Here is a 22490-nt window from a genome sequence, read left to right as displayed (position 1 = left end):
AGCGTGCCCAGCAGTGACCGTTCCCGTACCGGGAGGCTAGTGATGGCTTCACGACTCAACCCCTACCTCACCTTCGGCGGCGACGCCCGCCAGGCGATGGAGTTCTACCAGCAGGTCTTCGGCGGCACGCTGAACCTGAACTCCTACGGCGACTTCGGCCAGCCGGACCCCGCGATGGCCGACAAGATCATGCACGGCATGCTGGAGACCCCGAACGGCTTCACCCTGATGGGCGCCGACAACCCCGAGGGGGCCGGCAAGCAGGGCGAGCACAAGTACGCCATCAGCCTCAGCGGCGACGACGACGCCGAGCTGCGCGGCTACTGGGAGCAGCTGTCCGAGGGCGGGCAGGTCTCGGTGCCCCTGGACAAGCAGATGTGGGGCGACGTCTTCGGCATGTGCACCGACCGCTTCGGGGTGCCGTGGATGGTCAACATCAGCGAGAAGACGGGCTGACTCCGACCGACCTGGGCACCCGCGCCGCGGGTGCCCGGTTGCCCGGCTCGCTCAGGCCTGCCGTACTTCCTCGACGGTGACGGGCCGGTGCTCGTGCAGGGACAGGGTGCACGCGTCGGCGATCCAGCCCGCCTCCAGGGCGTCCTCGATCGTGCACGGGGAGGTCCGGGTGCCTGCCACGACCTCGGTGAACGCGGTGAGTTCGGCGCGGTAGGCGGCCGTGAATCGGTCCATGAAGAAGTCGTGCGGGGTGCCCGCGGGGAAGGTCACCCCGGGCTCCACCGAGCGCAGCGGCAGCTTGTCCTCCAGGCCCACGGCGATGGAGTCCGTGAAGCCGTGGATCTCCATGCGGACGTCGTAACCCCGGGCGTTGTGGCGGGAGTTGGAGACCACCGCGATGGTGCCGTCGTCCAGGGTGAGGAGCGCGCCGGTGGTGTCGGCGTCGCCCGCCTCCCGGATGTAGTCGGCGCCCCGGTTGCCTCCGACGGCGTACACCTCGGTGACCTCGCGGCCCGTCACCCAGCGGATGATGTCGAAGTCGTGCACCGAGCAGTCCCGGAAGATGCCGCCGGAGGCGGCGATGTACCCGGCGGGCGGCGGTGCCGGGTCGAGCGTGGTCGACCGTACGGTGTGCAGCTTGCCGAGTTCGCCGGACCGGACGGCCTGGCGGGCGGCGACGAAACCGGTGTCGAAGCGGCGGTTGTAGCCGATCTGGATCGGCACGCCCGTGCCCTGCACGGCCTTGAGGACCTGGGCGCCCTCGCTCATGGTCCGGGCGACGGGCTTCTCGCAGAACACGGGGATGCCCGCCTCGACCCCGGCGAGGATCAGCGCGGGGTGGGCGTCCGTGGCCGCGGCGACGACGATGCCGTCCACCCCGGCGGCGAACAGGGCCTCGGGCGAGTCCACGACCTCGCCGCCGAACCGCTCGGCGGCGGACTTCGCCGCGTCCGCGAACGGGTCGGTGAGCACGAGGGAGTCGACGGCGTCGAGTCCGGAGAGGGTCTCGGCGTGGAAGGCGCCGATGCGGCCGAGGCCGAGGATTCCGATGCGCATGAGGGTGCGGCTCCTAGAAGAGTGCGGGGGGTTTGCTGGTCCGGGGGTTTGCTAGTCCAGTCCACCGAGGACGTTCTGGTCCCAGTCGATCACTGAGCCGGTGACCACTCCGGAGCGTTCCGAGAGCAGGAACACCACGAAGTCGGCGATCTCGTCCGGCTGGCCCAATGTGCCCATCGGCAGCCGGGCCGCGGCGCGTTCCCGCCAGTCGTCGCCCGCGCCGTGGAAGGTGCGCTGGGTCGCGTCCTCGCCCTCGGTCTCCGTCCAGCCGATGTTGAGGCCGTTGATCCGGATCCGGTCGAAACGGTGGGCGTGGGCGGCGTTGCGGGTGAGCCCGACGAGCCCGGCCTTGGCGGCGACGTACGGAGCGAGGAAGGGCTGTCCGCCGTGCGCCGAGGAGGTGATGATGTTGACGATCGTGCCGGGCGCCTCCCGGGTGACCATGTCCGCGACGGCGGCCTGCATGGCGAAGAAGGGCGCTCTGAGGTTGATCGCGATGTGCTGGTCGAACAACTCGGGCGTGGTGTCCAGCAGGGTGCCCCGAGAGGTCAGCCCGGCGGCGTTGACCAGACAGTCGATCCGCCCGCAGGCCGCCACGACCTCGGCGACGGCGGTCCTCGACCGCTCGGCGTCGGCCAGGTCGGCGCGGACGAACAGGGCCTTGCCGCCCGCGGCGGCCAGCTCCGCCACCAGCGCCTCGCCGGGCTCGGCGCGCCGGCCGGTGACGGCCACGACCGCCCCCTCGCGCACGGCGGCACGGGCGACGGCGGCACCCACGCCCTGCGTACCGCCGTTGACGAGGACGACCTTGTCGTCGAGAAGTCCCATGATGTGCGGTTCCTTTCAGCTCGCGCGGCGCGCGGCCCAGGCCCTCAGCTCCTGGCGCAGGGCATCGGGGGTCCATGCCTCGCGCAGCGCGCGGCGTACGACGTCCGCCTGGGAGGGCGGGGCGAGTCCGTCGACCGGCGGGTCGTTGTCGAGGTTGGTGGGGAAGGGGTAGCCCTCGGCGCTCGCGGCGATCACGTTCCGCAGGCGGTCCTCGTCCACGCCCGCGGCCCGGCGCTCCAGCAGCACCGGGTAGACGGTGTTCACGATCGCCCGGCGGTCCACGGTCTCCATCGCCCGCCCGAACGCGGAGGAGACCTGGAGCAGGTTGGCCATGCGCCGTACGTCCGTGGAGCGGTTGGTGCCGGCGGCGTGGAACAGCGCCGGGTTGAAGAAGGCGGCGTCGCCCTTGGCCAGCGGGAGTTGGACGTGGTGCGCGTCGAAGTACTCCTGGAACTCCGGGCGCCGCCAGGCGAGATAGCCCGGTTCGTACGTCTGCGAGTACGGCAGGTACATCGTCGGGCCGGACTCCACCGGCATGTCGCCGTGGGCGACCGCGCCCTGGAGGGTGAGCACGGGGGAGAGCCGGTGCACGTGCGCCGGGTAGGCGGCCGCGGTCTCGTCGGACAGGAAGCCGAGGTGGTAGTCGCGGTGCGCGGTCTGCGCGGCGCCGCCCGGGTTGACGACGTTGACCTGCGAGGTGACCTGGTAGCCGGGGCCGAGCCAGGCCTCCGAGACCAGCGCCAGGACGTCGTTGGCGTAGTAGTCGGCGAAGGCCTCCGGGTCGTGGAGGGCCGCCTTCTCCAACGCGTTCCAGATCCGGTCGTTGGCCCCCGGCCGGGCGAAGTGGTCGCCGGCCTGCGTGCCCGAGGCGCGCTGTTCGGCGATCAGGGCCTCGAACACCTCGGTGAGCCGGTCGACCACGACCGGGTCGGGGAAGGCGCCCCGGAACACCACGACCCCGGGACCGTCGGTGAGCGCGCGCACCAGCTCGGCCCGCAGCTTCTCGCCGCCCGCGGTCCCCTCGTAGACCGGCACCTCGCGCTCCACGGACGCGGCGCACGGGTAGTCGGCCGGGTCGGTGGCCCGCTCGACGAGCGTCCGGAAGGAGTCGAGGTCGCAGTCCTCGGCGGACAGCCAGGGGGTGAAGGACATCGGCGTCCTCTCGGTGACAGGGGTCGGGCAGTGCTGTCATTCTTGTCAGGACAAAGACGTCGAACAACCAGCAGGAAGCCATCAAAAACCCCTCAAGGAGCGTCGGCGTGGGCCACCCGTTCCCGATCCGTGAGATCGCACGCCAGGCAGGTCTGAGCGAGGCCACCGTGGACCGGGTGCTCAACGCCAGGGGAGGGGTGCGGGAGAGCACCGCGCGGGAGGTCCGACAGGCCATCGCCGACCTGGACCGGCAGCGCACGCAGGTCCGGCTGGTCGGCCGTACCTTCATGGTCGACATCGTGATGCAGACCCCCGAGCGGTTCAGCACCGCCGTTCGGGCCGCCCTGGAGGCCGAACTGCCGTCGCTGCACCCGGCGGTGGTGCGCTCGCGCTTCCACTTCCGGGAGACCGGGCCGGTCGAGGAGCTGACCCGGACCCTGGACCGGATCGCCCGGCGCGGCTCGCAGGGCGTGATCCTCAAAGCGCCGGACGTCCCCGAGGTCACAGCGGCCGTGGCCCGCCTGACGGAGGCCGGGATCCCCGTGGTGACGCTGGTGACCGACCTGCCGTCCACCTCGCGCCTGGCCTACGTCGGCATCGACAACCGGGCCGCCGGTGCCACCGCCGCGTATCTGATGGGCCAGTGGCTCGGCGACCGGCCCGGCAATGTGCTCACCAGCCTCTCCAGCGGCTTCTTCCGCAACGAGGAGGAGCGCGAGATGGGCTTCCGCAGCGCCATGCGGGCCCGCCACCCCGAGCGTGCGCTGGTGGAGATCGCCGAGGGCCAGGGCCTGGACGCCACCCAGTACGACCTGGTCCGGGCCGCCCTCGACCGCGATCCGGAGATCCGCGCCGTCTACTCCATCGGCGGCGGCAACATCGCCACCCTCCGGGCCTTCGCCGACGTCGGCCGCCGGTGCGCGGTGTTCGTCGCCCACGACCTCGACCACGACAACACCCGGCTGCTGCGCGAGCACCGGCTGTCCGCCGTCCTCCACCACGATCTGCGCCAGGACCTGCGCGAGGCCTGCCACCACGTGATGCGGGCACACGGCGCGCTGCCGCCCGCGGGACCCTCGCTGCCGTCCGCGATCCAGGTGGTCACGCCCTACAACATGCCTACGGCGTAGGCAGATCGACCCAGGCCCCGGTCGCCGCGGACCGGGTCATCGCGTCCAGGGCCTCGGCGCTGCGCACGGCGTCCGCGAGCGTGGCCCCGTACGCCCTGCCCTCGGCGATCGAGCGCAGGAAGCGGTGGGCCTCCACGACCTTCAGGTCGTCGTAGCCCATGGCGTTGGCGGCGCCGGGCTGGAAGGCGCCGAACTCGCCGTCGCCGGGACCGACGTAGACCGTGCTGACGGGCTGGTCCTGGTACGACGTGCCGCGGCTGACGCCCAGTTCGTTCATCCGGCGGAAGTCCCAGAAGAGCGCGCCCTTGGTGCCGTGCACCTCGAAGCCGTAGTTGTTCTGCTCGCCGACCGAGACCCGGCAGGCCTCCAGGACGCCGCGGGCGCCGGAGGCGAAGCGGAGCAGGCAGCTGACGTAGTCCTCGTTCTCGACCGGGCCGAGTTCCCCGCCCGCCGCCCGGGTGTGTCCGGCGGTGACGCCGGTCGGGCGGGCGCGTTGCGGCACGAAGACCGCCGTGTCGGCGGTGAGGGAGACGAGGTCCCCGAGCAGATAGCGGGCCAGGTCCACGCCGTGCGAGGCGAGGTCGCCGAGGACTCCGCTGCCGCCGCGCTCCCGCTCGTAGCGCCAGGTGAGCGCCCCCTCGGGATGGGCGGCGTAGTCGCTGAACAGCCGTACGCGCGCGTGCGTGACCGTGCCGATCTCCCCGGCGGCGATGAGCTCGCGCGCCGTCTCCACCGCGGGCGCGTTGCGGTAGTTGAAGCCGACCGCGCCGCGCACCCGGGCCTTGGCGACCGCGTCGGCGACCGCGCGGGCGTCCTCGGCGGTGAGGCCCACCGGTTTCTCGATCCACAGGTGCTTGCCCGCCTCGGCCATGGCGACGCCGATCTCGCGGTGCAGGAAGTTCGGGGCGGTGACGCTGACCGCCCGTACCCGCGGGTCGGCGGCGACCTCGCGCCAGTCGCGGGTGGTGGCGGCGAAGCCGAACTGCGCGGCGGCCTCCTCGGCCCGGCCCGGCACCTCCTCGGCGACCATGACCAGCTCCGGGCGCAGGGGGAGCTGCGGATAGTGGTGGCGGACCCGGGCGTAGGCCTGGGTGTGCACCCGCCCCATCCAGCCGAATCCGACGACGGCGACCCCGAGCGCATCCACCATGACAGCCCCTCTTTGGACCGGTCCAGAATCTGTCCAGCCCACCCTGAGCGGCATTCCTCGACGATGTCAACCCTTTGACAAGGCCGGTCGGCCCATGGAACGGTCCAGGACATGAGAGCGCCGACCATCCGTGACGTGGCCGAACGGGCCGGTGTCTCCAAGTCCCTGGTCTCCCTGGTGCTGCGCGGCTCCGAGCAGGTGCGGCCGGAGAAACGCGAGGCCGTGCTGCGGGCCGTACGCGAACTCGGCTACCGCCCGAACACCGCCGCCCGCAGCCTCAGCGAGCGCCGCACCCGCACCGTCGGCGTCCTCCTGAACGACCTGCGCAACCCCTGGTTCGTCGAACTGCTCGACGGGCTGAACTCCCTGCTGCACGACAACGGCCTGCGCATGCTGCTCGCCGACGCCCGGCTCAACCGCCGCACCGGCCAGGACCCGGCCGACCTCTTCCTCGACCTGAGCGTCGACGGACTCGTCGTGGTCGGCACCCTGCCCGACCCGGCCGCGCTGGAGGCCGTCGCGGAACGCATGCCGGTCGTCGTGGCCGGGGCCCGGGAGGCGGTACCGGCCCGGGTCGACGTCGTCGCGGGGGACGACGAGCGGGGCGCCCGGCTGGTCACCGAGCACCTCATCGGCCTCGGCCACCGCCGGATCGCGCACATCGCGGGCTACGGCGCGGTGGGCGAACTGCGCCGCCGCAGCTTCGAGGAGACGATGCGCGACCACGGCCTCGCGGAGCACGCGCGCGTGGCGGCCAGTGACATGACCGAGGAGGGCGGCTACCGCACGATGGTGCGGCTGCTGGGCGGCGGCCCCGACCGGCCCACCGCGGTCTTCGCCGTCAACGACATCGCCGGTGTCGGCGCGCTCTCGGCGGCCGAGGAACTCGGCCTCGCGGTGCCGCGCGACCTGTCCGTCGTCGGCTACGACAACACGAGCATCTCCCGGCTGCGGCACCTGTGGCTGACCACCGTCGACGGCGGCGGCCACGACGTCGGCCGCCGCGCCGCCCGCTGCCTCCTGGACCGCTTCGACCACCCCGAGGCACCCGGCCGCGTCCACCTCGCCGCGCCCGCGCTGGAGATCCGCGGCACCACGGGCCCACCGCTCACAGATTGATCGAATACGCCTTGCGCAGGGTCTCGTGCACGGTCCAGGTCGTACGGTCGCCCGCGCGCAGCACCGCCAGATCGCCGGGCCCCACCTTCAGCGTCGACCCGCCCTCGACCTCGATCGTGGCCGAACCGCTGATCACCACGAACACCTCGTCCGCCTCGACGTCGGTGACCACCCCCGGCGTGATCTGCCAGACCCCGCGGATCTGCCGCCCGTCCGCCGACTCCCAGACCACCTTCCCGGTCACCTCGGGCGTACCGGAGACGATCTGCTCCGGGTCGAGCGGCTCGGGTTCGAGCTCGGCGTCGGGGACATGGACAACGAAGCTGTGGCTCATGGCAGGACCCTAACCAGCGGCGGCCGGTCCGCACCGTCGACAGAGTGTGCGGTATCGGCCCAGGTGGGAGGACACTTCGTCGCGACTGGCGGGGCGGCCGGAGCCGGGTGATCGTGGAGGGCATGGCGCAGGACACCCCGGCCGCCGGCACGGAACGGCACCGGAACGACACCCGCGAGGCGATCATGTTCGGCGGTGTCTACGGCTCCGTCCTCGCCTGCTCGATGGTCGCCGCCCTCAGCCAGTACGGCCATGCCTCCCAGGCCAGACGCGGCTACGACGCCCTGTGGCTGCTGGTGACCGCGCTGGCCTCCGCCCTGGCCCACGGCTACGCCCACTACATCGCCGAGCGCTCGCCGCACCGCCGCTGGGACGCGCTGCGGGTGCTCGGCGAGGAGTGGCCCCTGGTCACGGCCGTCCTGCCCACGGTGGCGATCCTGGCCGGGGCGGGCCTCGGCTGGTGGCCCCCGAACGGCGTGGAGTACCCCGCCTTCACCCTGAACATCGCCCTCCTGTTCACCCTGGGCCTGGTCACGGCCCGCTGGGCGCACCGCCCGTGGCGCACCGCGGTGCTGATCGGGCTGGTGGACGCGCTTCTCGGGGTAGGCGTAGTGGTGGCCAACGCGCTCATCAAGTGACGCGCCACGACCCGGCTACTGGAGCGACCGTGAAGGACAGCGACCCCCTCGCATTCACCCACGACTTCCCGCCCGTGCGGACCGTGCTGCGCCCCGGCGCCGCCCTCACCGCCACCCCGGAGGAGGCCCGACGCCTGGGCCTGCGGCGCCTGTTGGTGCTCTGCGGAGCGCGCGGCGCCGACACCGCGCGGGCCGTCGCGGACGCTCTCGGCGAGCACTGCGCCGGGGTGCACGCCGAGGCCCGGATGCACGTCCCCGTCGAGGTCGCCGACCGGGCCGTCGAGGCGGTGCGCGCGGCCGGCGCCGACGGCTGTGTCGCGGTCGGCGGCGGCTCCGCCATCGGCCTCGGCAAGGCCGTCGCCCTGCGCACCGGCCTGCCCCTGATCGCCGTACCGTCCACTTACTCCGGCTCGGAGATGACCTCGGTGTGGGGCCTGACCCAACACGGCGCCAAACGCACCGGCCGGGACCCGGTGGTCCAGCCCCGCAGCGTCGTCTACGACCCCGAACTGACCCTCTCCCTGCCGGTTCCGCTCTCCCTCACCAGCGGCGTCAACGCCATCGCCCACGCCGTCGAGGCCCTCTACGCGCCCGACGCCTCGCCCCTGACCAAGCTGACGGCCGAGGAGGGCGTCCGGGTGATGGCGCGGGCGCTGCCCGAGGTGGCCGCCGACCCCGGGTCCCTCCCGGCCAGGAGCCGGGCCCTGCACGGGGCCTGGCTGTGCGGACTGAGCCTCGGCGCCGCCACCATGGGCCTGCACCACAAGCTCTGCCATGTCCTCGGCGGCTCCTACGGACTGCCGCACGCCGAGACCCACACGCTGGTCCTGCCGCACGTCCTCGCCTACAACGCGCCCGCCGCCCCCGAAGCCGCCGCGGCCATCGCCCGCGCCCTGAACACCGACGACGCCCCGCGCGCCCTGTGGGAGTTGCCCCGCGCCCCGGGCGTCCCCCGCTCCCTCGCCGAACTCGGCCTGGCCGAGGCCGACTTGGCGCGCGCGGCGGACCAGGTCACGGGGGAGGTGTCCGCCAACCCGCGGACGGTGACGGCGGAGGGGGTGCTCGGGATCCTGCGGGGGGCGTACGAGGGGGCGGCGCCGGTGCCGTGAGGTTCACGGCGTTTCGCGCCCGTCCGGACGGACCTCCCCGCAATACGTCAGACAAAATTGTTGACAATTCTGTTGGGCTAGTTTTACGTTCGACAGGCACTCACTCAGGGAGGGCAACGATGCCGAACGAAGCCCGTCCGAGCACCGGGGAGCAGGCCAAGCAGCATGCGCTCGCGCGGCTGCGGCAGGCGATCCTGCACGGCGAGATGGCACCGGCGCAGCGGCTGGTGGAGAACGAACTCGCCGAGCAGTTCGGTGTGACACGGGCGAGCATCCGTGCGGCGCTGATCGATCTGGAGGCCCAGGGCCTCGTGGAGCGGATCCGCAACCGTGGCTCGCGGGTGCGGGTGGTCACGGTCGAGGAAGCGGTCGCCATCACCGAGTGCCGCATGGTCCTGGAAGGGCTGTGCGCGGCGAAGGCGGCCGTCGCGGCGAGCGACGAGGAACTGGCCGAACTCACCGAACTGGGCACGGCGATGACCAAGGCCGTGGCCGACGGTGAACCGGTCACCTACTCCGACCTCAACCATGAACTGCACACCAGGATCGGGGAGTTCTCCGGCCAGCGCACCGCACTGGAGCTGCTGGAGCGGCTCAACGCCCAACTGGTGCGCCACCGCTTCCAGTTGGCACTGCGACCGGGGCGTCCGCAGCAGTCCCTGAACGAGCATCTGGCGATGATCGAGGCGATCAGGGCCAGGGACCCCGAGGCGGCCGAGGCGGCTGTCCGCGCCCACCTCGGCAGCGTGATCGAGGCGCTGCGCGACTGAACCTGGCCCGAGGCGGGCGCGCCTACCTGTCGATCGAGGGGTTCGCAGACATGACACAGGCCAACGCGCCCGCCGCCCCACCACGATCGACACTCGTCGTCACCGCGCACGCGGGGGACTTCGTGTGGCGGGCGGGCGGCGCCATCGCCCTGGCCGCCGCCCGCGGGGAGAAGGTCACCATCGCCTGTCTGACCTTCGGTGAGCGCGGCGAGTTCGCCAAGGCGTGGCGCGAGGGGAAGCAGCTCGCGGAGATCAAGGCGATCCGCCGGGACGAGGCCGAGCGGGCCGCCGCCACGCTCGGCGCCGAGGTCCGCTTCTTCGACGCCGGTGACTACCCGCTGACCGCCACCGCCGAGCTGACCGACCGACTCGTCGCCGTCTACCGCGAGACCCAGCCGGACATCGTCCTCACCCACCCCACCGAGGACCCGTACAACGGCGACCACCCCGCCGTGAACCGCATGGCGCTGGAGGCCCGGGTGCTCGCCCCAGGCCATCGGCTACCCGGGCGAGGGCGAGATCATCGGCGCCCCGCCGGTCTTCTACTTCGAGCCCCACCAGCCCGAGATGAGCGGTTTCCGGCCCGAGGTGCTGCTCGACATCACCGAGGTCTGGGAGACCAAGCGCAATCCGCTCACCCGGCTGGTGCTGGCGCCGGACTGGCCGCTGATCACCTGGACGGAGGAGGAGCGCAAGAAGGGGCAGGCCTGGGGCCTGAAGACCATCGAGTCGTTCCACACGCACGGGACGCCGCCGGTCGCCCAAGCTGCGCGGCGGACGGAAGGCCTCGGCGGACGGCGCCCCGCCGCCACGTAAGGTGTCCTGGCATATGCCAGAAGGAGTGCGGGGAATGAGCGGAGGCGGTGCCCGGCCGAGCCGGCGTGCCACGGTGACCGGTGCCCTGGTGGGCGCGTTGATCGGCGCCGTGCTCGGTCTGGTGGGCCTGGCCCGGCTGGGCGCGCCCTGGTGGGCGGCGCTCGCGGTGCTGGCGGTTGCCGCGGGCGGTGCCTCGACCGGGGTGGCCATCGGACGCCGGCGCGATGTCCGCGATGCGGCCCTGGAGCCGGGGGAGACGGTGCTCGGGACCTACACGGTCCGGCCGCCGTACACCGAGCACACCCCGCCCGACCTCCAGCAGGGCCCGCAGTACCAGGTGCGGGTGACCACGCTGAGCATCCAGCTGTGGGAGCGGTCCGCCCTGGTGTGGCGCCACCCCTGGCCGGAGCTGCGGGTCGTCGCCGACGGGCCCCGGGTGCGTCTGCACCGCGGGGACGACGAGGCCGGAACCCTGTTGCTGGAGCAGCCGGGCGCCGCGCACGAAGTGCTGGCCGCCGCCCGGCGACACGGGGCCCGCTGAGACCCTCACCACGCTCAAAGGCCTGCCCGGCGTTCCGGTTTCAGCGGGCCGCGCGCACCCCGTCCAGGGCAATGGCCAGGACTCGGTCGCGCTGGGCGTCATCGGTGAAGGTTGTCGCGGTGACGCCCGCGACCAGGCGCAGCAGATCGCCGATGTCCATGTCCTTGCGCGCCACGCCCGCCTGCTGTGCCCGCTCCAGCAGGGGCCCGCCCGCCCCGTACATCGAGTCACGGCAGGCGTCGAAGATCTCGGACTGGTCGTCCAGTGCCTCACGCACGGCCCGCTTGGTGACCATGTAGTCGGTGAACCGCTGGAGCCAGGTGGTGAGGGCCTCCCACGGTTCCAGTTCGGCGACCTCGCGCGCGACCTGAACCAGGTTGTTCACCTCGTCCGCGTACACGCTCTCGAAGAGATCACGACGAGCGGGGAAGTTCCGGTACAGGGTGCCGATGCCCACACCCGCGCGTCGGGCGATGTCCTCCAGGGATGCTTCGGCGCCGTTCTCGGCGAACGCCTCGCGGGCCGCGGCGAGCAGGGCGTCGTAGTTGCGGGCGGCGTCCTTACGGTGCGGGCGCCGGGCCGCGACGATCTCGCTGACGGGGAACGACCGGTCGGTCACGGCTGCCTCCCGAGGGCAACGGTTGAAGCGGAGGGTGACCTCCGCTAGAGTGGAGGAGTACCTCCACTTTATCAGTCGGAGAGGCCCCCCTCATGCCCCGCACCTCCACGCGGCTCACTTTCGCTGTCCTGGCGACCGGTGCCGCGGTGTTCTCCATGCTCCAGTCCCTGATCGCGCCGGCCCTGCCGACCGTGCAGCAGGAACTGCACGCCTCGCAGTCCACCGCGACCTGGGTGATGACCGCGTATCTGCTGTCCGCCTCCGTGTTCACCCCGATCCTCGGCCGGGTCGGCGATCTGATCGGCAAGAAGCGCACCCTCGTCGCCGTCCTGTTCGTCGTCGCGCTCGGCTGTCTGCTCGCCGCGCTCGCCCCGAGCATCGGCGTCCTGATCGTCGCCCGGGTCGTCCAGGGCGTCGGCGGCGCCCTGTTCCCGCTGTCCTTCGGGATCATCCGGGACGAGTTCGCGCCCGGTGAGGTCGCCCGCAGCATCAGCAACCTGTCCGCCGTGATCGCCGCGGGCGGCGGCGTCGGCATGGTCGCCGCCGGACCCGTCATCACCGCCCTCGACTACCGCTGGCTGTTCTGGATCCCGGTCGGCGTCGTCGCGGTGACCACCCTGATCGCCCTCCGCTACGTCCCCGAGTCCGTCACCCGCGCCCGCGGCAGCGTCAACTGGCTCGGTGCCGTACTGCTCTCGGCCTGGCTCGTCGCCCTGCTGCTGCCGATCAGCCAGGCGAGCGTGTGGGGCTGGACCTCGGCCCGGACCCTCGGCCTGTTCGCGGCCGCGCTCGTGCTGTTCGCCCTGTGGCTGTACAGCGAGGCCCGCTCCCGCACCCCGCTGATCGACCTGAAGGTGATGCGGCTGCCGGCGGTGTGGACCACCAATACCGCCGCCCTGCTCTTCGGCGCGGGCATGTACGCGATCTGGTCCTTCCTGCCGGGCTTCGTCCAGACCCCGGGCTCGGCCGGGTACGGCTTCGGCGCGAGCGTCACCGAGTCCGGGCTGCTCATGCTGCCGATGCTGATCGCGATGTTCCTCTCCGGAGTCCTCGGCGGCCGGCTACAGCCTGTCGTGGGAGCCAAGGCACTGCTCACCGCCGGTGCCGCGCTCGGCGCCCTCGCCTGCGGCTTCCTCGCCCTGTGGCACGACGAGCGCTGGCAAGTCGCGGTCGTCGCGGGTGTGTTCGGGCTCGGCATCGGGCTCGCCTTCGCCTCGATGGCCAACCTCATCGTCGGCAGCGTGCCGCCCGAGCAGACCGGCGCCGCGACCGGAATGAACGCCAACATCCGCACCATCGGCGGCTCGATCGGCGCCGCGGTCACCAGCGTCCTGGTCACCAGCAGCCTCCAGCCCTCGGGCCTGCCGTACGAATCCGGCTACACCCACGGCTTCACCCTGCTCGCGGTCCTCTGCCTGGCCGCGGCCCTCGCCGCCCTCCTGGTCCCGGCCACTCGCGCCCAGCGTCCGTCGACTCCCGTCCGGGGAGAGCCGCGCACACCGGAGCGGACAGGAGCATCCGGTCGCATACGGTAAGGTTTACCTGCGCGTTTCTCGCGGGTCACCGCGAGAAGGACGCACCGGGACGTGGCGCAGCTTGGTAGCGCACTTGACTGGGGGTCAAGGGGTCGCAGGTTCAAATCCTGTCGTCCCGACGGTGCGAAGGGTCTTCACGGGCAGTAGCCCGTGGGGGCCCTTTTCCTATGGGCACCGGACGGTGGGTCCCGCGTGGCCGACGACCGTGACCTGCGGCGGTTCCGCCGCGGGATCCGCGATGCGTCGCGCCGCAGTGGCCGTGCAGATGATCTGGGCCGCTCCGAGGTCGCTCAACTCGCCCGCGGACGCGAGTTCTACGGAGATTGCGGTGTCCTCCTCGGTCACCGTCAGCACGTCGGGGCGGGGTCTCCGCTGGGGTGCGAGGCTTGCGGCGACGGGCGGGTCGGGGGTCGGCATGCTTGTGAGCAGCGGTAGTTCGGTGGTGAGCTGCTTGCTTCGCTCGGCGTCGTTCGGGCCGATGAGGAGCGCCCGCAGGGCCTCCTCGACGTCGATCGGTGCGCCGATCTGCCGAGGTGCGGAGATCAACTCGCCGTTCACCACGAAGTAGACGTCGATCGTCGGCACCACACCACTGGCGGGACCGCCCGCCTCCACGACGCCGGTCGTGGGGATGCCGCAAGAGGTCAGTACACACAGGGTCGCGAGGAATCGCAGGGGTCTCATGACGGGATCTCCGGGGGCGAGTCGTCTACGGGGAGGGGGAGTCGTACGGTGAATACCGCGCCGCCCTCGGGGCGGTTCGCCGCGCTCACCGTGCCGCAGTGCATCCTGACGTTCTCCGCGGTGATCGCCAGGCCCAAGCCGCTGCCCTCGGTGCGGGTGCGGGCCGCGTCCGACTTGTAGAACCGCTCGAAGACGTACGGCAGGACGCTGTCGGGGATGCCCGGACCGCTGTCCAGAACCTCGATCACCGCATGTCGCTCCCCGTCCGCGGACAGCCGCAACAGGACCGGACGGGCGCCGTGCCGCAGGGCGTTGCCGACCAGGTTGGCGACGACCACGTCCAGGCGGCGCGGGTCGACCCGGCCGCGCAGGGAGTCCGGCGGTGGCAGCGCGCACTCCACCAGGTCCGTCCAGGCGCGGGCGGCGAGGGTACGGCGCAGGGACTCGGCGAGGTCGATCTCGTCCCGGTGCAGCACCGCCGCTCCCGCGTCGAAGCGGGAGATCTCCATCAGGTCGTCCACCAGCCGCGCCAGCTTCACGGTCTCCTCGCTGATCAGCCGGACCGCGACGGCGGTGTCCGGGTCCAGGCGCTCGGCGTCCTCGTCCAGCACATCGGTGACCGCCGACATCGCGGCCAGCGGAGTGCGCAGTTCGTGCGACACGTCCGCGGCGAACCGGCGGGCCCGCGCCTCCATGCCGCGCAGTTCGGCCACCGAGTGCTCCAGCGCGGCGGCCGTCTCGTTGAACGTGTGCGACAGATCGGCGAGTTCGTCGGAGCCGTTGACCGCGAGCCGGGTGTCGAGGCGCCCCTCGGCGATGGAGCGGGTGGCCCGGCGCAGTGCCCGTACCGGCCGCAGCACCCCGCGCGCCGCCAGCAGCGCCAGCAGTACGGCCAGCGCGAGGGCGGGCACCGTGGCCCGCTCCACGGCGCTGACCAGGGCGTCGACATAGGCCCGCTCCGTGGACTGCGGAACCGTCAGGAAGACCCGGACGCCGGAGGGGTAGGCGCCGCCGTCGGACGAGGCGAAGGTGACCGACATGCCGACGACCAGGGACGTGTGGCCGCCGCTGTCGACCCGCTGGAAGACCGTGGCCATGCTCGACTCGACGGAGGCGCGCAGGGTGGGGGTGAGTTCCGGGAACGGGTCGTCGGGGATCGAGGTGGCGCTCAGCTCGCCGTACGCGGCCAGGACCCGCCAGGTTCCGGACGGCTCGACATCGGCCACGTCCGTCGCGAAGCGGCGCAGCTCGTCCTCGCCCGGTGGGAAGGACAGGTCCTGGGCGAGCCGTCCGACCTGGGTGCGCAACAGTTGGATCACCGTGTCCTGGCTCTGCTGGAGCACGCCCCTGCGCGCCTCGCGGAAGGTCAGGGCGCCGGTGGTGGCGGCCGTGACCGCGGCGACGAGGACGAAGGCCACCACCAACCGCACGCGCAGACCCCGCAGTTGCGGCACGCTCGGCCGTCTCACCGGGCCGCGAACCGGTAGCCGAAGCCGCGTACGGTCTGGATGTAGCGCGGTTCGCGCGGCGGTTCGCCCATCTTGGCGCGCAGCCGCTTGACGCAGGCGTCCACCAGCCGCGCGTCCCCGTGATAGCTGTGCTCCCAGACCGCCTCCAGCAACTGCTGTCTGCTGAACACCTGGCCCGGGGAGGCGGACAGGGTGAGCAGCAGCCGCAGTTCGGACGGGGCGAGCGCGATCGGCACGCCGCCCCGGGCGACGGAGAGCCCGGCCCGGTCGACGGCCAGCTCGCCGTAGGTGTCGATCTTCGGGATCCCGGCCTCGCCGGGTGCCCCGGCCGCCCGGCGCAGCACCGCCCGGATACGGGCCTGAAGCACCCGCGCCTGCACGGGCTTGACCACGTAGTCGTCGGCGCCCGCCTCCAGTCCTACGACGATGTCCTCGTCGTCGCCCCGCGCGGTCACCATGATGATCGGCAGGGTCTGGTCGAGGGCGCGCAGCGCACGGCACACGTCCAGGCCGGGCATCCCGGGGAGCATCAGGTCCAGCACCACGACGTCCGGCCGGAAGGACCGCACCCGGCCGAGACCGTCCTCCCCGTTCTCCACGGCGGCGACCTCATGTCCCTGGCGGCGCAGGGCGAGTGCGACTGCCTTCCGCACGGCATGGTCGTCTTCGATCAGCAGTACGCGTGGCATGCGGTCAGTATCCGTAGGGCCGCCGACTGCCAAGGCTGTTGTTACGGGATGATCATATAAACCCGCATCCTGGCGTCCGTTATCTTTTCGTTATCGCTTGAGCCAGGGGCGATCACACTGTGATCACAGCCTGGCGAACATGACCACGCGCACCGCACGTTCCTCCCATGGCCGACGACGCGCCACCCCGCGCAGGCGGAGAGCGCCGCTGTGGGGAACCGTGGCCGCACTGGCCGTCCTGGGCGCCGCCGGTTTCGCGGTCGTGGACGCGGCGGACTCCACCCCGCCGACGACCGGCGAGTCCCGCCGCCCGGCACCCTCCCTGGCCGGCGAGAAGACCCCCTCCCCGTCCCGCGAAGCATCCGCCGAGCCCGACATCCCGCCCACGGGTCCCGGCACGTTCGTCACCGCGGGAGGTTCCGGCGAGAAGGCGGGACCGGGCACCGCCCTGCGCTATATGGTCGAAGTGGAGGACGGGCTCGAACTCGACCCGGCGGACGTCGCCGTGCAGGTCGAGCGCATCCTGGCCGACCCGCGTGGCTGGACCGCGGACGGGCACTCGGCGTTTCAGCGGGTGTCGGACGGCACGGCCGACTTCGTCGTGCGGATCGCGACCCCGGGGACCGTGGACGAGATCTGCGCGCAGCACGGCCTCGACACGCACGGCGAGTACAACTGCAACGTGGCGCAGCACGTGATGGTGAACCTGGAGCGCTGGCTGCTGGCGACACCCGTCTACGCGAAGGATGTCACCGCCTATCGGGCGCTCATCATCAACCACGAGGTGGGCCACTTCCTCGGCCACGGTCACGTGGGCTGCCCGGGGCCCGGTCAGCCCGCCCCCGCCATGATGCAGCAGATCAAGGGCATGCACGGATGCGTGCCCAACGTCTGGCCGTACGACGAGCGGGGGCGGTACGTGACCGGGCCGGCCGTGTCCTGAGCCGGGGGAGCGGATCAGGCGTACGGGTCGAAGGGGATCCCGGACGGCTTGGAGTACGCCAGGGCGTACTGGAAGTCGCCGTCGTCGATCTTGATGGTCGCCGAGCCGAAGTCCGCGCTCAGCAGCTTGTCGCGGTACCCGGCCGGATAGCCGTTCCAGCCGACGAGACGCGGGAAGAACCAGTTGCCGGTGTGGTTCTCGGCCGGCTCGTCATTCGTGTTGGCGAAACGGAAACAGTGACTCGATAGGCCGTCCTTGTGGTAGACGATCTTCGGATGGGTGCCGTCGAAGCGGATCGCCGAACGGGCCGCCACCTGGTACGTGTTGTGCTGGGACACCGACACGTACTGGACCTCGTTGTCCCGGACCCACACCACCACGTGCTCCCAGTCATGGGTGTGCCCGAGCGCCGCCGGGCCCAGGGTGATCTGGTCCTTCTCGAAGTAGCTGGCGTACATGATCGCGCACCAGCCGTTGTTGCACTTGGCCCGTGAGTAGGTGTTGGCGTTGGCGAGTTGGACGTAGTCACGGCACTTGCCGTTGACGTCGCCGCCCAGCTTCAGACCCGGGTTGAGCGTGCCGTCGGCGCCGATCGCGGCGGTCGCGTAGCAGCCGTCACGGTCGTAGTCGTAGGCCGGGGAGAAGGTCTGCTCCAGGCCGTCCGCGTTCTGCGGCAGCAGGGTCAGTACATTCGCGTGGGCGCTCGCGGGGAGTGCCACGACGAGCGCGAGCGCGCCGAGCGTGCCGAGAACGGCCTTGGTCAGGGACCTCATTGTGCGCATCGCCTCTCCCTTTTCAGCAGTAGAGGTTGCCGCCGGGGCTGACCCCGAGGATCGAGGTGAACCGGTTGTAGGCGTCCACCCGGGACTGCACCTGCGCCGGGTTCTTGCCGTCGCACTCCAGGGAGCCGTTGATGCTGCGGATCGTCTGGCCGAAACCGGCCTGGTTGACCATGGCGTTGTGCGGGGTCATGGTGCCGGGGCCGGTCTGGGTGTTCCAGTACCACAGGCCGGTGCGCCAGGCGACGGACGCGTCGTTCTGCACCAGCCAGGGGTTGTTGAGCAGGTCCAGGCCCAACGCGTCACCGGCGGCCTTGTAGTTGAAGTTCCAGGAGAGCTGGATGGGGCCGCGGCCGTAGTAGGCGGCCTGCCCGGCCGGGCAGCCGTACGGCTGGCCCCAGTCGCAGTAGTGGGGGTAGTTGGCGGTGTTCTGCTCGACGACGTGGACCAGTCCGCCGGTCTCGTGGTTGACGTTGGCGAGGAAGGCCGCGGCCTCCTGCTTCTTCACGGTGTCGCTGCCGGTGTTCGCGAACCCGGGGTAGGCGCTGAGCGCGGCCCGCAGACCGCTGTAGGTGTAGAAGGAGTTCCGGTTCGGGAACATCTGGTTGAACTGCGCCTCGGAGACCACGAATCCGGAGGGGGTGGTGCCGCCGCCGCTCGCGGGCGCGCTCCACTTCTGGTTCGCGCCGCCGGTGCAGCTCCAGATCTGGAGGCGGGTGCCGTTGGCGCTGGTGTTGTCGCGGACGTCAAGGCACTTGTTCGCGGCCGGGTTGACGATGTCCCGCGCCGACGTGACGACCCACTGCTGGTTGGCGCCGCCGGAACAGTCCCAGAGCTGGACCGAGGCGCCGTCCGCGGTGGACCGGTCGACGACGTCCAGACACTTGCCGAGCGCGCGCAGGGTGCCGTCACCGGAGTTGGACCACACCTGCGCGCCGGTGCCGTTGCAGTCGTAGAGCTGTACGGCGGTGCCGTTGGCGCTGCTCGCACCGGCGACGTCGACGCACTTGCCGGCGAGGCCGGTGATCGTGCCGGAGGCGGCCTGGGCGGGCGTCGCGGAGAACAGGGCCGCGAGGAGGGCGGCCAGCACGGCCAGGACCGTGCCGCGGCCGATGAGGCGGGGGGTGGACATGATGAACGAGGCTCCTTCTACGGGTAGTTGCTGAGGTTGGCCACGTTGGTGGTGGAGTTGGACGGGCCGCCGCGGTCGTTGATGACGTGCCGGATGGTGCCGGTGCCGCCGAGGGAGACCGTCACCATGCTCTGGAAGGTCACGCCCGCCCGGTTCGGCGCCTCGATGGCCCGCTCGGCGGTGACACTCGGGTTGACGTTGAAGTAGCAGTAGCTGCCGAGGCCGTAGGCCTGGTGGCTGGTGACGCTGTCCGCGACCTTGTAGGCGGCGTAGCCCTGGGTGGAGCCGTTCATCCAGGCGGCCTGGTTGGGCGGGTCGTAGGGCATCTCGTTCTGGTAGAAGTACGTCCGGCCGCCGTTGCCGTTCCAGACGGTCTGGTACTTCTGGTAGTGCTCGACGAACAGGCCGTACATGGTGACGTTGTCGCCGTTGACGATCAGGCCGGTGTCGCCGGTGTTGGAGTTCCAGCCGATGCCGGTGCCGTGGTCACCGCGCCAGATCCAGGTGTGGTCGCCGATGACGTTGTCGCTGTTGACGACGAGGCTGGTGGTCGCCTTGCCGACGGCGGCGCCGCCGACGCGGAAGTACACGTCGTGCAGGGACGTCGGGTTGGCGGTGTGCGAGGCGGACGAGCCCGCCGGGCCGATCTCCATCAGGGTGGGCGAGTTGGTGGTGCCCGCGTCGAAGAGGACGCCCGCGACCTTCACTCCGTCGACGTCGGCCACCTTCATGGCGGTGACACCGTTGTCGGGGATGAAGGTGGCGAGGCCGAGACCCAGGACGACCGTGTCGGCGCGGTTGACCTGAAGCGTCTGGTTGAGGTGGTAGACGCCCGGGGTGACGAGGAGGTTCTTGCCAGCCGCCAGCGCCGCGTTGATGTCCGAGGCGGTCGCGCCCGGCTTCACCACGTAGAAGCTGTCCAGGGACAGCGAGCTGCCGGCCGGTGCGCCGCCCGCCCAGCTGGTGGCCGTGGAGTTGGTGCGCACGGACGGCACGAACACCTTGTAGGCGCCGTCACCGTCGATGTACAGGAACGGCTTCTCCCGGCTGACCGGGGTCTGCGCGACGGTGGTGTACGGCGGGTTGGGGAAGCTGGTGCCCGGGACGCCCTGGCTGCCGACGAAGACCATGTTCCAGTTGGACCCGGTCCAGCTGCCGAGCTGGGAGTTGCGGGTCAGCCATTGCTGCTGGGTCCCGGAGTTGACCTGGCCGTCGACCTTGGTGTCGGCGAAGAGGCCGCCGCTGGCCCAGCCGCCGTCGTCCAGGGCGAGGTTGCCGCGCAGATGCATCCGGCGGTACGACGCGGCCTGCGAGACCGCCCAACGGTCGTTGCCGCCGGTCGGGTTGACCGACAGGTTCTCGGCGCCGCGCCAGAAGTTCTGGGTGGCGTTCTGCGGCGGGAACCAGTCGGCCTCGGCGTGCACGGCGCCGTTGATCGTCACCGCGTCGGGGGAGAGGCCGAGCCCGGCGACCTGGGTGTAGAAGCCGACGTTGACGTCCGCGTTGTAGGCGCCCGGCTTGAACAGCACGGCGTAGCGCTGGGAGCCGAACTGGTTGGTCTCCTGCTGCTGGAAGATCGTGTTCAGCCGGGACTGGATCGTGGAGGACGCCATCGACGGGTCGAACACGACGACGTTCGGGCCGAGATCGGGCGTGGCCGTCGACTGGGTCACCGGTACCACCTGGAAGCGCTGGGCCGCGCTGCCGTTGCAGGTGTACTGCACGAACTGCACGCTGTCGGCGGTGGATGCGCCCGGGTCGTCCAGGCACTTGCCGCTGTTGCGGTTGACGAAGCGGTACGCGCCACCGCCCAGATCGACGGGCAGCCACTGCTGGTTGGCGCCGCCGCCGTAGGACCACAGATGGACGGGGGCGTTGTCGGCGGTGGAGACGTCGGAGACGTCCACGACCTGGGAGGTGTTGTTGGCGTTGTTGATCCGGACGTAGCCGTCGCTGGTGGCGGTGAAGCTCCAGCGCTGGGCGGTGGTGCCGTTGCAGGAGTACTGCTGCACGGCCGTGCCGTTGGCGGTGCCGGCCGCGCGGGCGTCCAGGCATCTGCCGCTGGCGGCGTTCATGACGGTGGCGAATCCGGTGGGCAGCGCCTGAGCCGCGGCGTGCGCGGGCGTGGGGAGGGCGCTGAGCAGGCCGGCGGCCAGGGAGAGAACGGCCAGGGGGATGGCCGGGGGGTGGGGTCTTGACATGCCCACGAAACTTAAAGGTCTGGACCACTTACGTCAAGGGGTGAAGTAAGTATTGAGGTAAGTCGGTTGGGGAAACGACGCTGCCGGGATCGTCACCCTCCCCCGAAGGTGGCGATCCCGGCAGCTCCCCCGGCGCCGGACTGGTGGTCCGTCCGTCCGTGTGCGGCCGTACCCGTGCCGATTACCAGCACATCACCGCGGTTTCCCCCGACCCCCAGGCGGAGTACAGGCGCACACGGACGAAGTAGCGGCGGCCCTTGACCAGATGGGCCTTGATCCCGGTGTTGCCGTCTGTTCCCGAGTCGTCCTGGCCGGTGAGATAGCGGGGTTCGCCGTCCCGCTCCTCGAAGACCACCACGACGGTGTCGCTGTCACCGAAGGTGCCCACCGTGTACTCGCGGGTCTCCGGCGGCTCGACGGTGAAGTCGGCCTGCTCGCCCGGGCCGAGACCGATCGGCGCCGAGCGGAACGGCACCAGCGCGGGCGGCCTCGCGGGATCGGCCGGCGGGTACCAGCGCAGGACGAACTCCTTGTCGGCGGGCGAGAGAGCGCCGGGCGGGTTCAGCCCCCCGCGGAACTGCTCGGGCTCCAGGATCAACCCCGCCTCGAAGGGGTACTCCATGATCGACTGCGGGTCCCAGACGGAGCCGTTGACCTCGTCCGGGTCCAGCTTGCGCAGAATGTTGAAGTACGTCGTGTCCCGGCTCCAGAAGTTCGGCGGTCCGGCGAGGTCCGCGACGACGGCCTCGTCGTCCCAGTGGAGGCCGGCGAACGGGCTCTGGTGCTCGTGCAGCATGCCCAGCGCGTGCCCGATCTCGTGCAGAGCGGTCGCCCGCTCCCCGGGCACGGTCAGGTCCCAGCCGAAGTTCATGGTGCGCTCGTTCAGGCCGACCTGGAGCGCGTCCTTGCCCACGGTCGACCAGGAACCGTCACCCAGCTGGAACCCGATCCGCAACTCCGCTTCCGAGCGGTCCGAGACCTCGGTGAACGACACCCCGATGCCGAGGTCCCGCCACTCCTGGAAGCACTCGCGCACCACGTCCCGCTGCTCCTTCGCGCCGACCCACGACACCCGCCGGGACCCCCCGGTCCCCGGTACGGAAATCACGGACGCGTCGTTGTCGCCGTCGAAGAAGCAGTAGTGCAGGACCGTGTTGTTGACCCACATCCGGCGTCCGCCGACGATCGCGCGCTGCCGCTCGGCGGTCAGCCCCGGTGCCAGAACGGGGGCCGACTGCTGCGCGAGGGAGCAGTAGCGAGCGGTCATGCGGCAAGGTTGCCGCCGCGGGCCGCCCCGCGCCTGAGTCGGGGGCTACTCAAGTCGCCCTGTATCAGGGTTG

General features: G+C 71.4%; 22 protein-coding genes, 1 tRNA gene and 1 pseudogene. 11 read left to right on the top strand and 13 right to left on the bottom strand.

The window, feature by feature from the left end; translation table 11 throughout:
- The first annotated feature begins 42 nt into the window (after positions 1 to 42).
- Positions 43 to 456: a VOC family protein gene (locus BN159_RS07415; protein ID WP_015656310.1), complete on the top strand. Its 414-nt coding sequence runs from the start codon at positions 43 to 45 to the stop codon at positions 454 to 456.
- 51 nt (positions 457 to 507) lie between these two features.
- On the opposite strand, the gene BN159_RS07410 is transcribed toward BN159_RS07415, so the two are convergent.
- From BN159_RS07410 to BN159_RS07400, 3 genes are read right to left on the bottom strand one after another with little or no spacing between them, the layout of a single operon-like run.
- Positions 508 to 1512: a Gfo/Idh/MocA family protein gene (locus tag BN159_RS07410; protein WP_015656309.1), complete on the bottom strand. Its 1005-nt coding sequence runs from the start codon at positions 1510 to 1512 to the stop codon at positions 508 to 510.
- 51 nt (positions 1513 to 1563) lie between these two features.
- Entirely contained in the window at positions 1564 to 2340 is a 777-nt protein-coding gene (locus BN159_RS07405) for an SDR family oxidoreductase (protein WP_015656308.1), read from the bottom strand.
- A 15-nt stretch (positions 2341 to 2355) separates the two neighbouring features.
- Positions 2356 to 3492, bottom strand: a complete 1137-nt coding sequence (locus BN159_RS07400; protein ID WP_015656307.1) for a phytanoyl-CoA dioxygenase family protein — start codon at positions 3490 to 3492, stop codon at positions 2356 to 2358.
- A 107-nt stretch (positions 3493 to 3599) separates the two neighbouring features.
- On the opposite strand from BN159_RS07400, the gene BN159_RS07395 reads away from it, so the two are divergent.
- The gene (locus BN159_RS07395; RefSeq protein WP_015656306.1) at positions 3600 to 4622 is read left to right on the top strand and encodes a LacI family DNA-binding transcriptional regulator; all 1023 of its coding nucleotides are present in this window, start codon (positions 3600 to 3602) and stop codon (positions 4620 to 4622) included.
- Here the strand turns inward: BN159_RS07395 and BN159_RS07390 are convergent.
- Positions 4612 to 5772 carry a Gfo/Idh/MocA family protein gene (locus tag BN159_RS07390; protein ID WP_015656305.1) on the bottom strand — a complete coding sequence of 387 codons (1161 nt, stop codon included), beginning with the start codon at positions 5770 to 5772 and terminating at the stop codon, positions 4612 to 4614. The two genes, BN159_RS07395 and BN159_RS07390, sit on opposite strands and share 11 nt — an antisense overlap.
- 111 nt (positions 5773 to 5883) lie before the next feature.
- Between BN159_RS07390 and BN159_RS07385 the strand changes: the two genes are divergently transcribed.
- Positions 5884 to 6891 (top strand): LacI family DNA-binding transcriptional regulator, encoded by a 1008-nt coding sequence (locus BN159_RS07385; protein WP_015656304.1) that lies wholly within the window; start codon positions 5884 to 5886, stop codon positions 6889 to 6891.
- Here BN159_RS07385 and BN159_RS07380 read toward each other — a convergent pair.
- The gene (locus BN159_RS07380; protein ID WP_015656303.1) at positions 6881 to 7225 is read right to left on the bottom strand and encodes a cupin domain-containing protein; all 345 of its coding nucleotides are present in this window, start codon (positions 7223 to 7225) and stop codon (positions 6881 to 6883) included. The genes BN159_RS07385 and BN159_RS07380 overlap by 11 nt on opposite strands.
- A gap of 122 nt (positions 7226 to 7347) precedes the next feature.
- On the opposite strand from BN159_RS07380, the gene BN159_RS07375 reads away from it, so the two are divergent.
- The 5 genes and pseudogenes from BN159_RS07375 to BN159_RS07350 all read left to right on the top strand — a co-directional run bounded on the left by BN159_RS07375 (position 7348) and on the right by BN159_RS07350 (position 11099).
- Positions 7348 to 7863, top strand: coding sequence for a hypothetical protein (locus BN159_RS07375; RefSeq protein ID WP_041820968.1), 516 nt, complete (start codon positions 7348 to 7350; stop codon positions 7861 to 7863).
- A gap of 29 nt (positions 7864 to 7892) precedes the next feature.
- Complete coding sequence (locus tag BN159_RS07370; RefSeq protein WP_015656301.1) at positions 7893 to 8972, top strand: maleylacetate reductase; 1080 nt, start codon at positions 7893 to 7895, stop codon at positions 8970 to 8972.
- A 119-nt stretch (positions 8973 to 9091) separates the two neighbouring features.
- Positions 9092 to 9742 (top strand): GntR family transcriptional regulator, encoded by a 651-nt coding sequence (locus BN159_RS07365; protein ID WP_015656300.1) that lies wholly within the window; start codon positions 9092 to 9094, stop codon positions 9740 to 9742.
- Between the two features lie 50 nt (positions 9743 to 9792).
- A pseudogene (locus BN159_RS43720) lies at positions 9793 to 10558 on the top strand (PIG-L family deacetylase).
- Between the two features lie 34 nt (positions 10559 to 10592).
- Positions 10593 to 11099, top strand: coding sequence for a hypothetical protein (locus BN159_RS07350; protein WP_015656298.1), 507 nt, complete (start codon positions 10593 to 10595; stop codon positions 11097 to 11099).
- Between the two features lie 40 nt (positions 11100 to 11139).
- On the opposite strand, the gene BN159_RS07345 is transcribed toward BN159_RS07350, so the two are convergent.
- Positions 11140 to 11718, bottom strand: coding sequence for a TetR/AcrR family transcriptional regulator (locus BN159_RS07345; protein WP_015656297.1), 579 nt, complete (start codon positions 11716 to 11718; stop codon positions 11140 to 11142).
- Positions 11719 to 11810: 92 nt separating this feature from the next.
- On the opposite strand from BN159_RS07345, the gene BN159_RS07340 reads away from it, so the two are divergent.
- Positions 11811 to 13253 carry an MFS transporter gene (locus tag BN159_RS07340; protein WP_015656296.1) on the top strand — a complete coding sequence of 481 codons (1443 nt, stop codon included), beginning with the start codon at positions 11811 to 11813 and terminating at the stop codon, positions 13251 to 13253.
- A 45-nt stretch (positions 13254 to 13298) separates the two neighbouring features.
- Positions 13299 to 13372, top strand: a tRNA-Pro gene (locus tag BN159_RS07335).
- Between the two features lie 46 nt (positions 13373 to 13418).
- On the opposite strand, the gene BN159_RS07330 is transcribed toward BN159_RS07335, so the two are convergent.
- The 3 genes from BN159_RS07330 to BN159_RS07320 are packed head-to-tail and all read right to left on the bottom strand — an operon-like array spanning position 13419 to position 16095.
- Positions 13419 to 13937 carry a putative secreted protein gene (locus tag BN159_RS07330; RefSeq protein ID WP_015656295.1) on the bottom strand — a complete coding sequence of 173 codons (519 nt, stop codon included), beginning with the start codon at positions 13935 to 13937 and terminating at the stop codon, positions 13419 to 13421.
- Positions 13934 to 15391: a sensor histidine kinase gene (locus BN159_RS07325; RefSeq protein WP_015656294.1), complete on the bottom strand. Its 1458-nt coding sequence runs from the start codon at positions 15389 to 15391 to the stop codon at positions 13934 to 13936. The genes BN159_RS07330 and BN159_RS07325 overlap by 4 nt, the downstream gene beginning before the upstream one ends.
- An 11-nt stretch (positions 15392 to 15402) precedes the next feature.
- On the bottom strand, positions 15403 to 16095 hold the full coding sequence (locus BN159_RS07320; protein WP_015656293.1) for a response regulator transcription factor: 693 nt from the start codon (positions 16093 to 16095) through the stop codon (positions 15403 to 15405).
- A gap of 139 nt (positions 16096 to 16234) precedes the next feature.
- Between BN159_RS07320 and BN159_RS07315 the strand changes: the two genes are divergently transcribed.
- Positions 16235 to 17038, top strand: coding sequence for a DUF3152 domain-containing protein (locus tag BN159_RS07315; RefSeq protein ID WP_015656292.1), 804 nt, complete (start codon positions 16235 to 16237; stop codon positions 17036 to 17038).
- A 14-nt stretch (positions 17039 to 17052) separates the two neighbouring features.
- On the opposite strand, the gene BN159_RS07310 is transcribed toward BN159_RS07315, so the two are convergent.
- The 4 genes from BN159_RS07310 to absR1 all read right to left on the bottom strand — a co-directional run bounded on the left by BN159_RS07310 (position 17053) and on the right by absR1 (position 22417).
- A complete protein-coding gene (locus BN159_RS07310) occupies positions 17053 to 17820 on the bottom strand; it encodes an NPP1 family protein (RefSeq protein ID WP_015656291.1) in 768 nt (255 codons plus the stop codon).
- 13 nt (positions 17821 to 17833) lie between these two features.
- Positions 17834 to 18949, bottom strand: a complete 1116-nt coding sequence (locus BN159_RS07305) for a chitinase (protein ID WP_015656290.1) — start codon at positions 18947 to 18949, stop codon at positions 17834 to 17836.
- 17 nt (positions 18950 to 18966) lie between these two features.
- The gene (locus BN159_RS07300; protein ID WP_015656289.1) at positions 18967 to 21150 is read right to left on the bottom strand and encodes an RICIN domain-containing protein; all 2184 of its coding nucleotides are present in this window, start codon (positions 21148 to 21150) and stop codon (positions 18967 to 18969) included.
- Positions 21151 to 21331: 181 nt separating this feature from the next.
- Positions 21332 to 22417 carry a beta-glucuronidase AbsR1 gene (absR1, locus tag BN159_RS07295; RefSeq protein ID WP_015656288.1) on the bottom strand — a complete coding sequence of 362 codons (1086 nt, stop codon included), beginning with the start codon at positions 22415 to 22417 and terminating at the stop codon, positions 21332 to 21334.
- Positions 22418 to 22490 lie beyond the last annotated feature (73 nt).

It is taken from the genome of Streptomyces davaonensis JCM 4913 (assembly GCF_000349325.1).
Taxonomy (GTDB): Bacteria; Actinomycetota; Actinomycetes; order Streptomycetales; family Streptomycetaceae; genus Streptomyces; species Streptomyces davaonensis.
Note: the sequence above shows the minus strand (reverse complement) of the source record. Positions and strands in the feature narration are given on the sequence as shown.

Bases quoted from the DNA above. Each gene is read 5' to 3' on its own strand.
- BN159_RS07415 (WP_015656310.1), top strand. From the start codon at position 43: ATGGCTTCACGACTCAACCCCTACCTCACCTTCGGCGGCGACGCCCGC.
- BN159_RS07300 (WP_015656289.1), bottom strand. From the start codon at position 21,150: ATGTCAAGACCCCACCCCCCGGCCATCCCCCTGGCCGTTCTCTCCCTG.
- BN159_RS07310 (WP_015656291.1), bottom strand. From the start codon at position 17,820: ATGCGCACAATGAGGTCCCTGACCAAGGCCGTTCTCGGCACGCTCGGC.
- BN159_RS07365 (WP_015656300.1), top strand. From the start codon at position 9,092: ATGCCGAACGAAGCCCGTCCGAGCACCGGGGAGCAGGCCAAGCAGCAT.
- absR1 (WP_015656288.1), bottom strand. From the start codon at position 22,417: ATGACCGCTCGCTACTGCTCCCTCGCGCAGCAGTCGGCCCCCGTTCTG.
- BN159_RS07330 (WP_015656295.1), bottom strand. From the start codon at position 13,937: ATGAGACCCCTGCGATTCCTCGCGACCCTGTGTGTACTGACCTCTTGC.
- BN159_RS07350 (WP_015656298.1), top strand. From the start codon at position 10,593: ATGAGCGGAGGCGGTGCCCGGCCGAGCCGGCGTGCCACGGTGACCGGT.
- BN159_RS07380 (WP_015656303.1), bottom strand. From the start codon at position 7,225: ATGAGCCACAGCTTCGTTGTCCATGTCCCCGACGCCGAGCTCGAACCC.
- BN159_RS07340 (WP_015656296.1), top strand. From the start codon at position 11,811: ATGCCCCGCACCTCCACGCGGCTCACTTTCGCTGTCCTGGCGACCGGT.
- BN159_RS07390 (WP_015656305.1), bottom strand. From the start codon at position 5,772: ATGGTGGATGCGCTCGGGGTCGCCGTCGTCGGATTCGGCTGGATGGGG.
- BN159_RS07385 (WP_015656304.1), top strand. From the start codon at position 5,884: ATGAGAGCGCCGACCATCCGTGACGTGGCCGAACGGGCCGGTGTCTCC.
- BN159_RS07315 (WP_015656292.1), top strand. From the start codon at position 16,235: ATGACCACGCGCACCGCACGTTCCTCCCATGGCCGACGACGCGCCACC.
- BN159_RS07400 (WP_015656307.1), bottom strand. From the start codon at position 3,492: ATGTCCTTCACCCCCTGGCTGTCCGCCGAGGACTGCGACCTCGACTCC.
- BN159_RS07405 (WP_015656308.1), bottom strand. From the start codon at position 2,340: ATGGGACTTCTCGACGACAAGGTCGTCCTCGTCAACGGCGGTACGCAG.
- BN159_RS07320 (WP_015656293.1), bottom strand. From the start codon at position 16,095: ATGCCACGCGTACTGCTGATCGAAGACGACCATGCCGTGCGGAAGGCA.
- BN159_RS07375 (WP_041820968.1), top strand. From the start codon at position 7,348: ATGGCGCAGGACACCCCGGCCGCCGGCACGGAACGGCACCGGAACGAC.
- BN159_RS07305 (WP_015656290.1), bottom strand. From the start codon at position 18,949: ATGTCCACCCCCCGCCTCATCGGCCGCGGCACGGTCCTGGCCGTGCTG.
- BN159_RS07410 (WP_015656309.1), bottom strand. From the start codon at position 1,512: ATGCGCATCGGAATCCTCGGCCTCGGCCGCATCGGCGCCTTCCACGCC.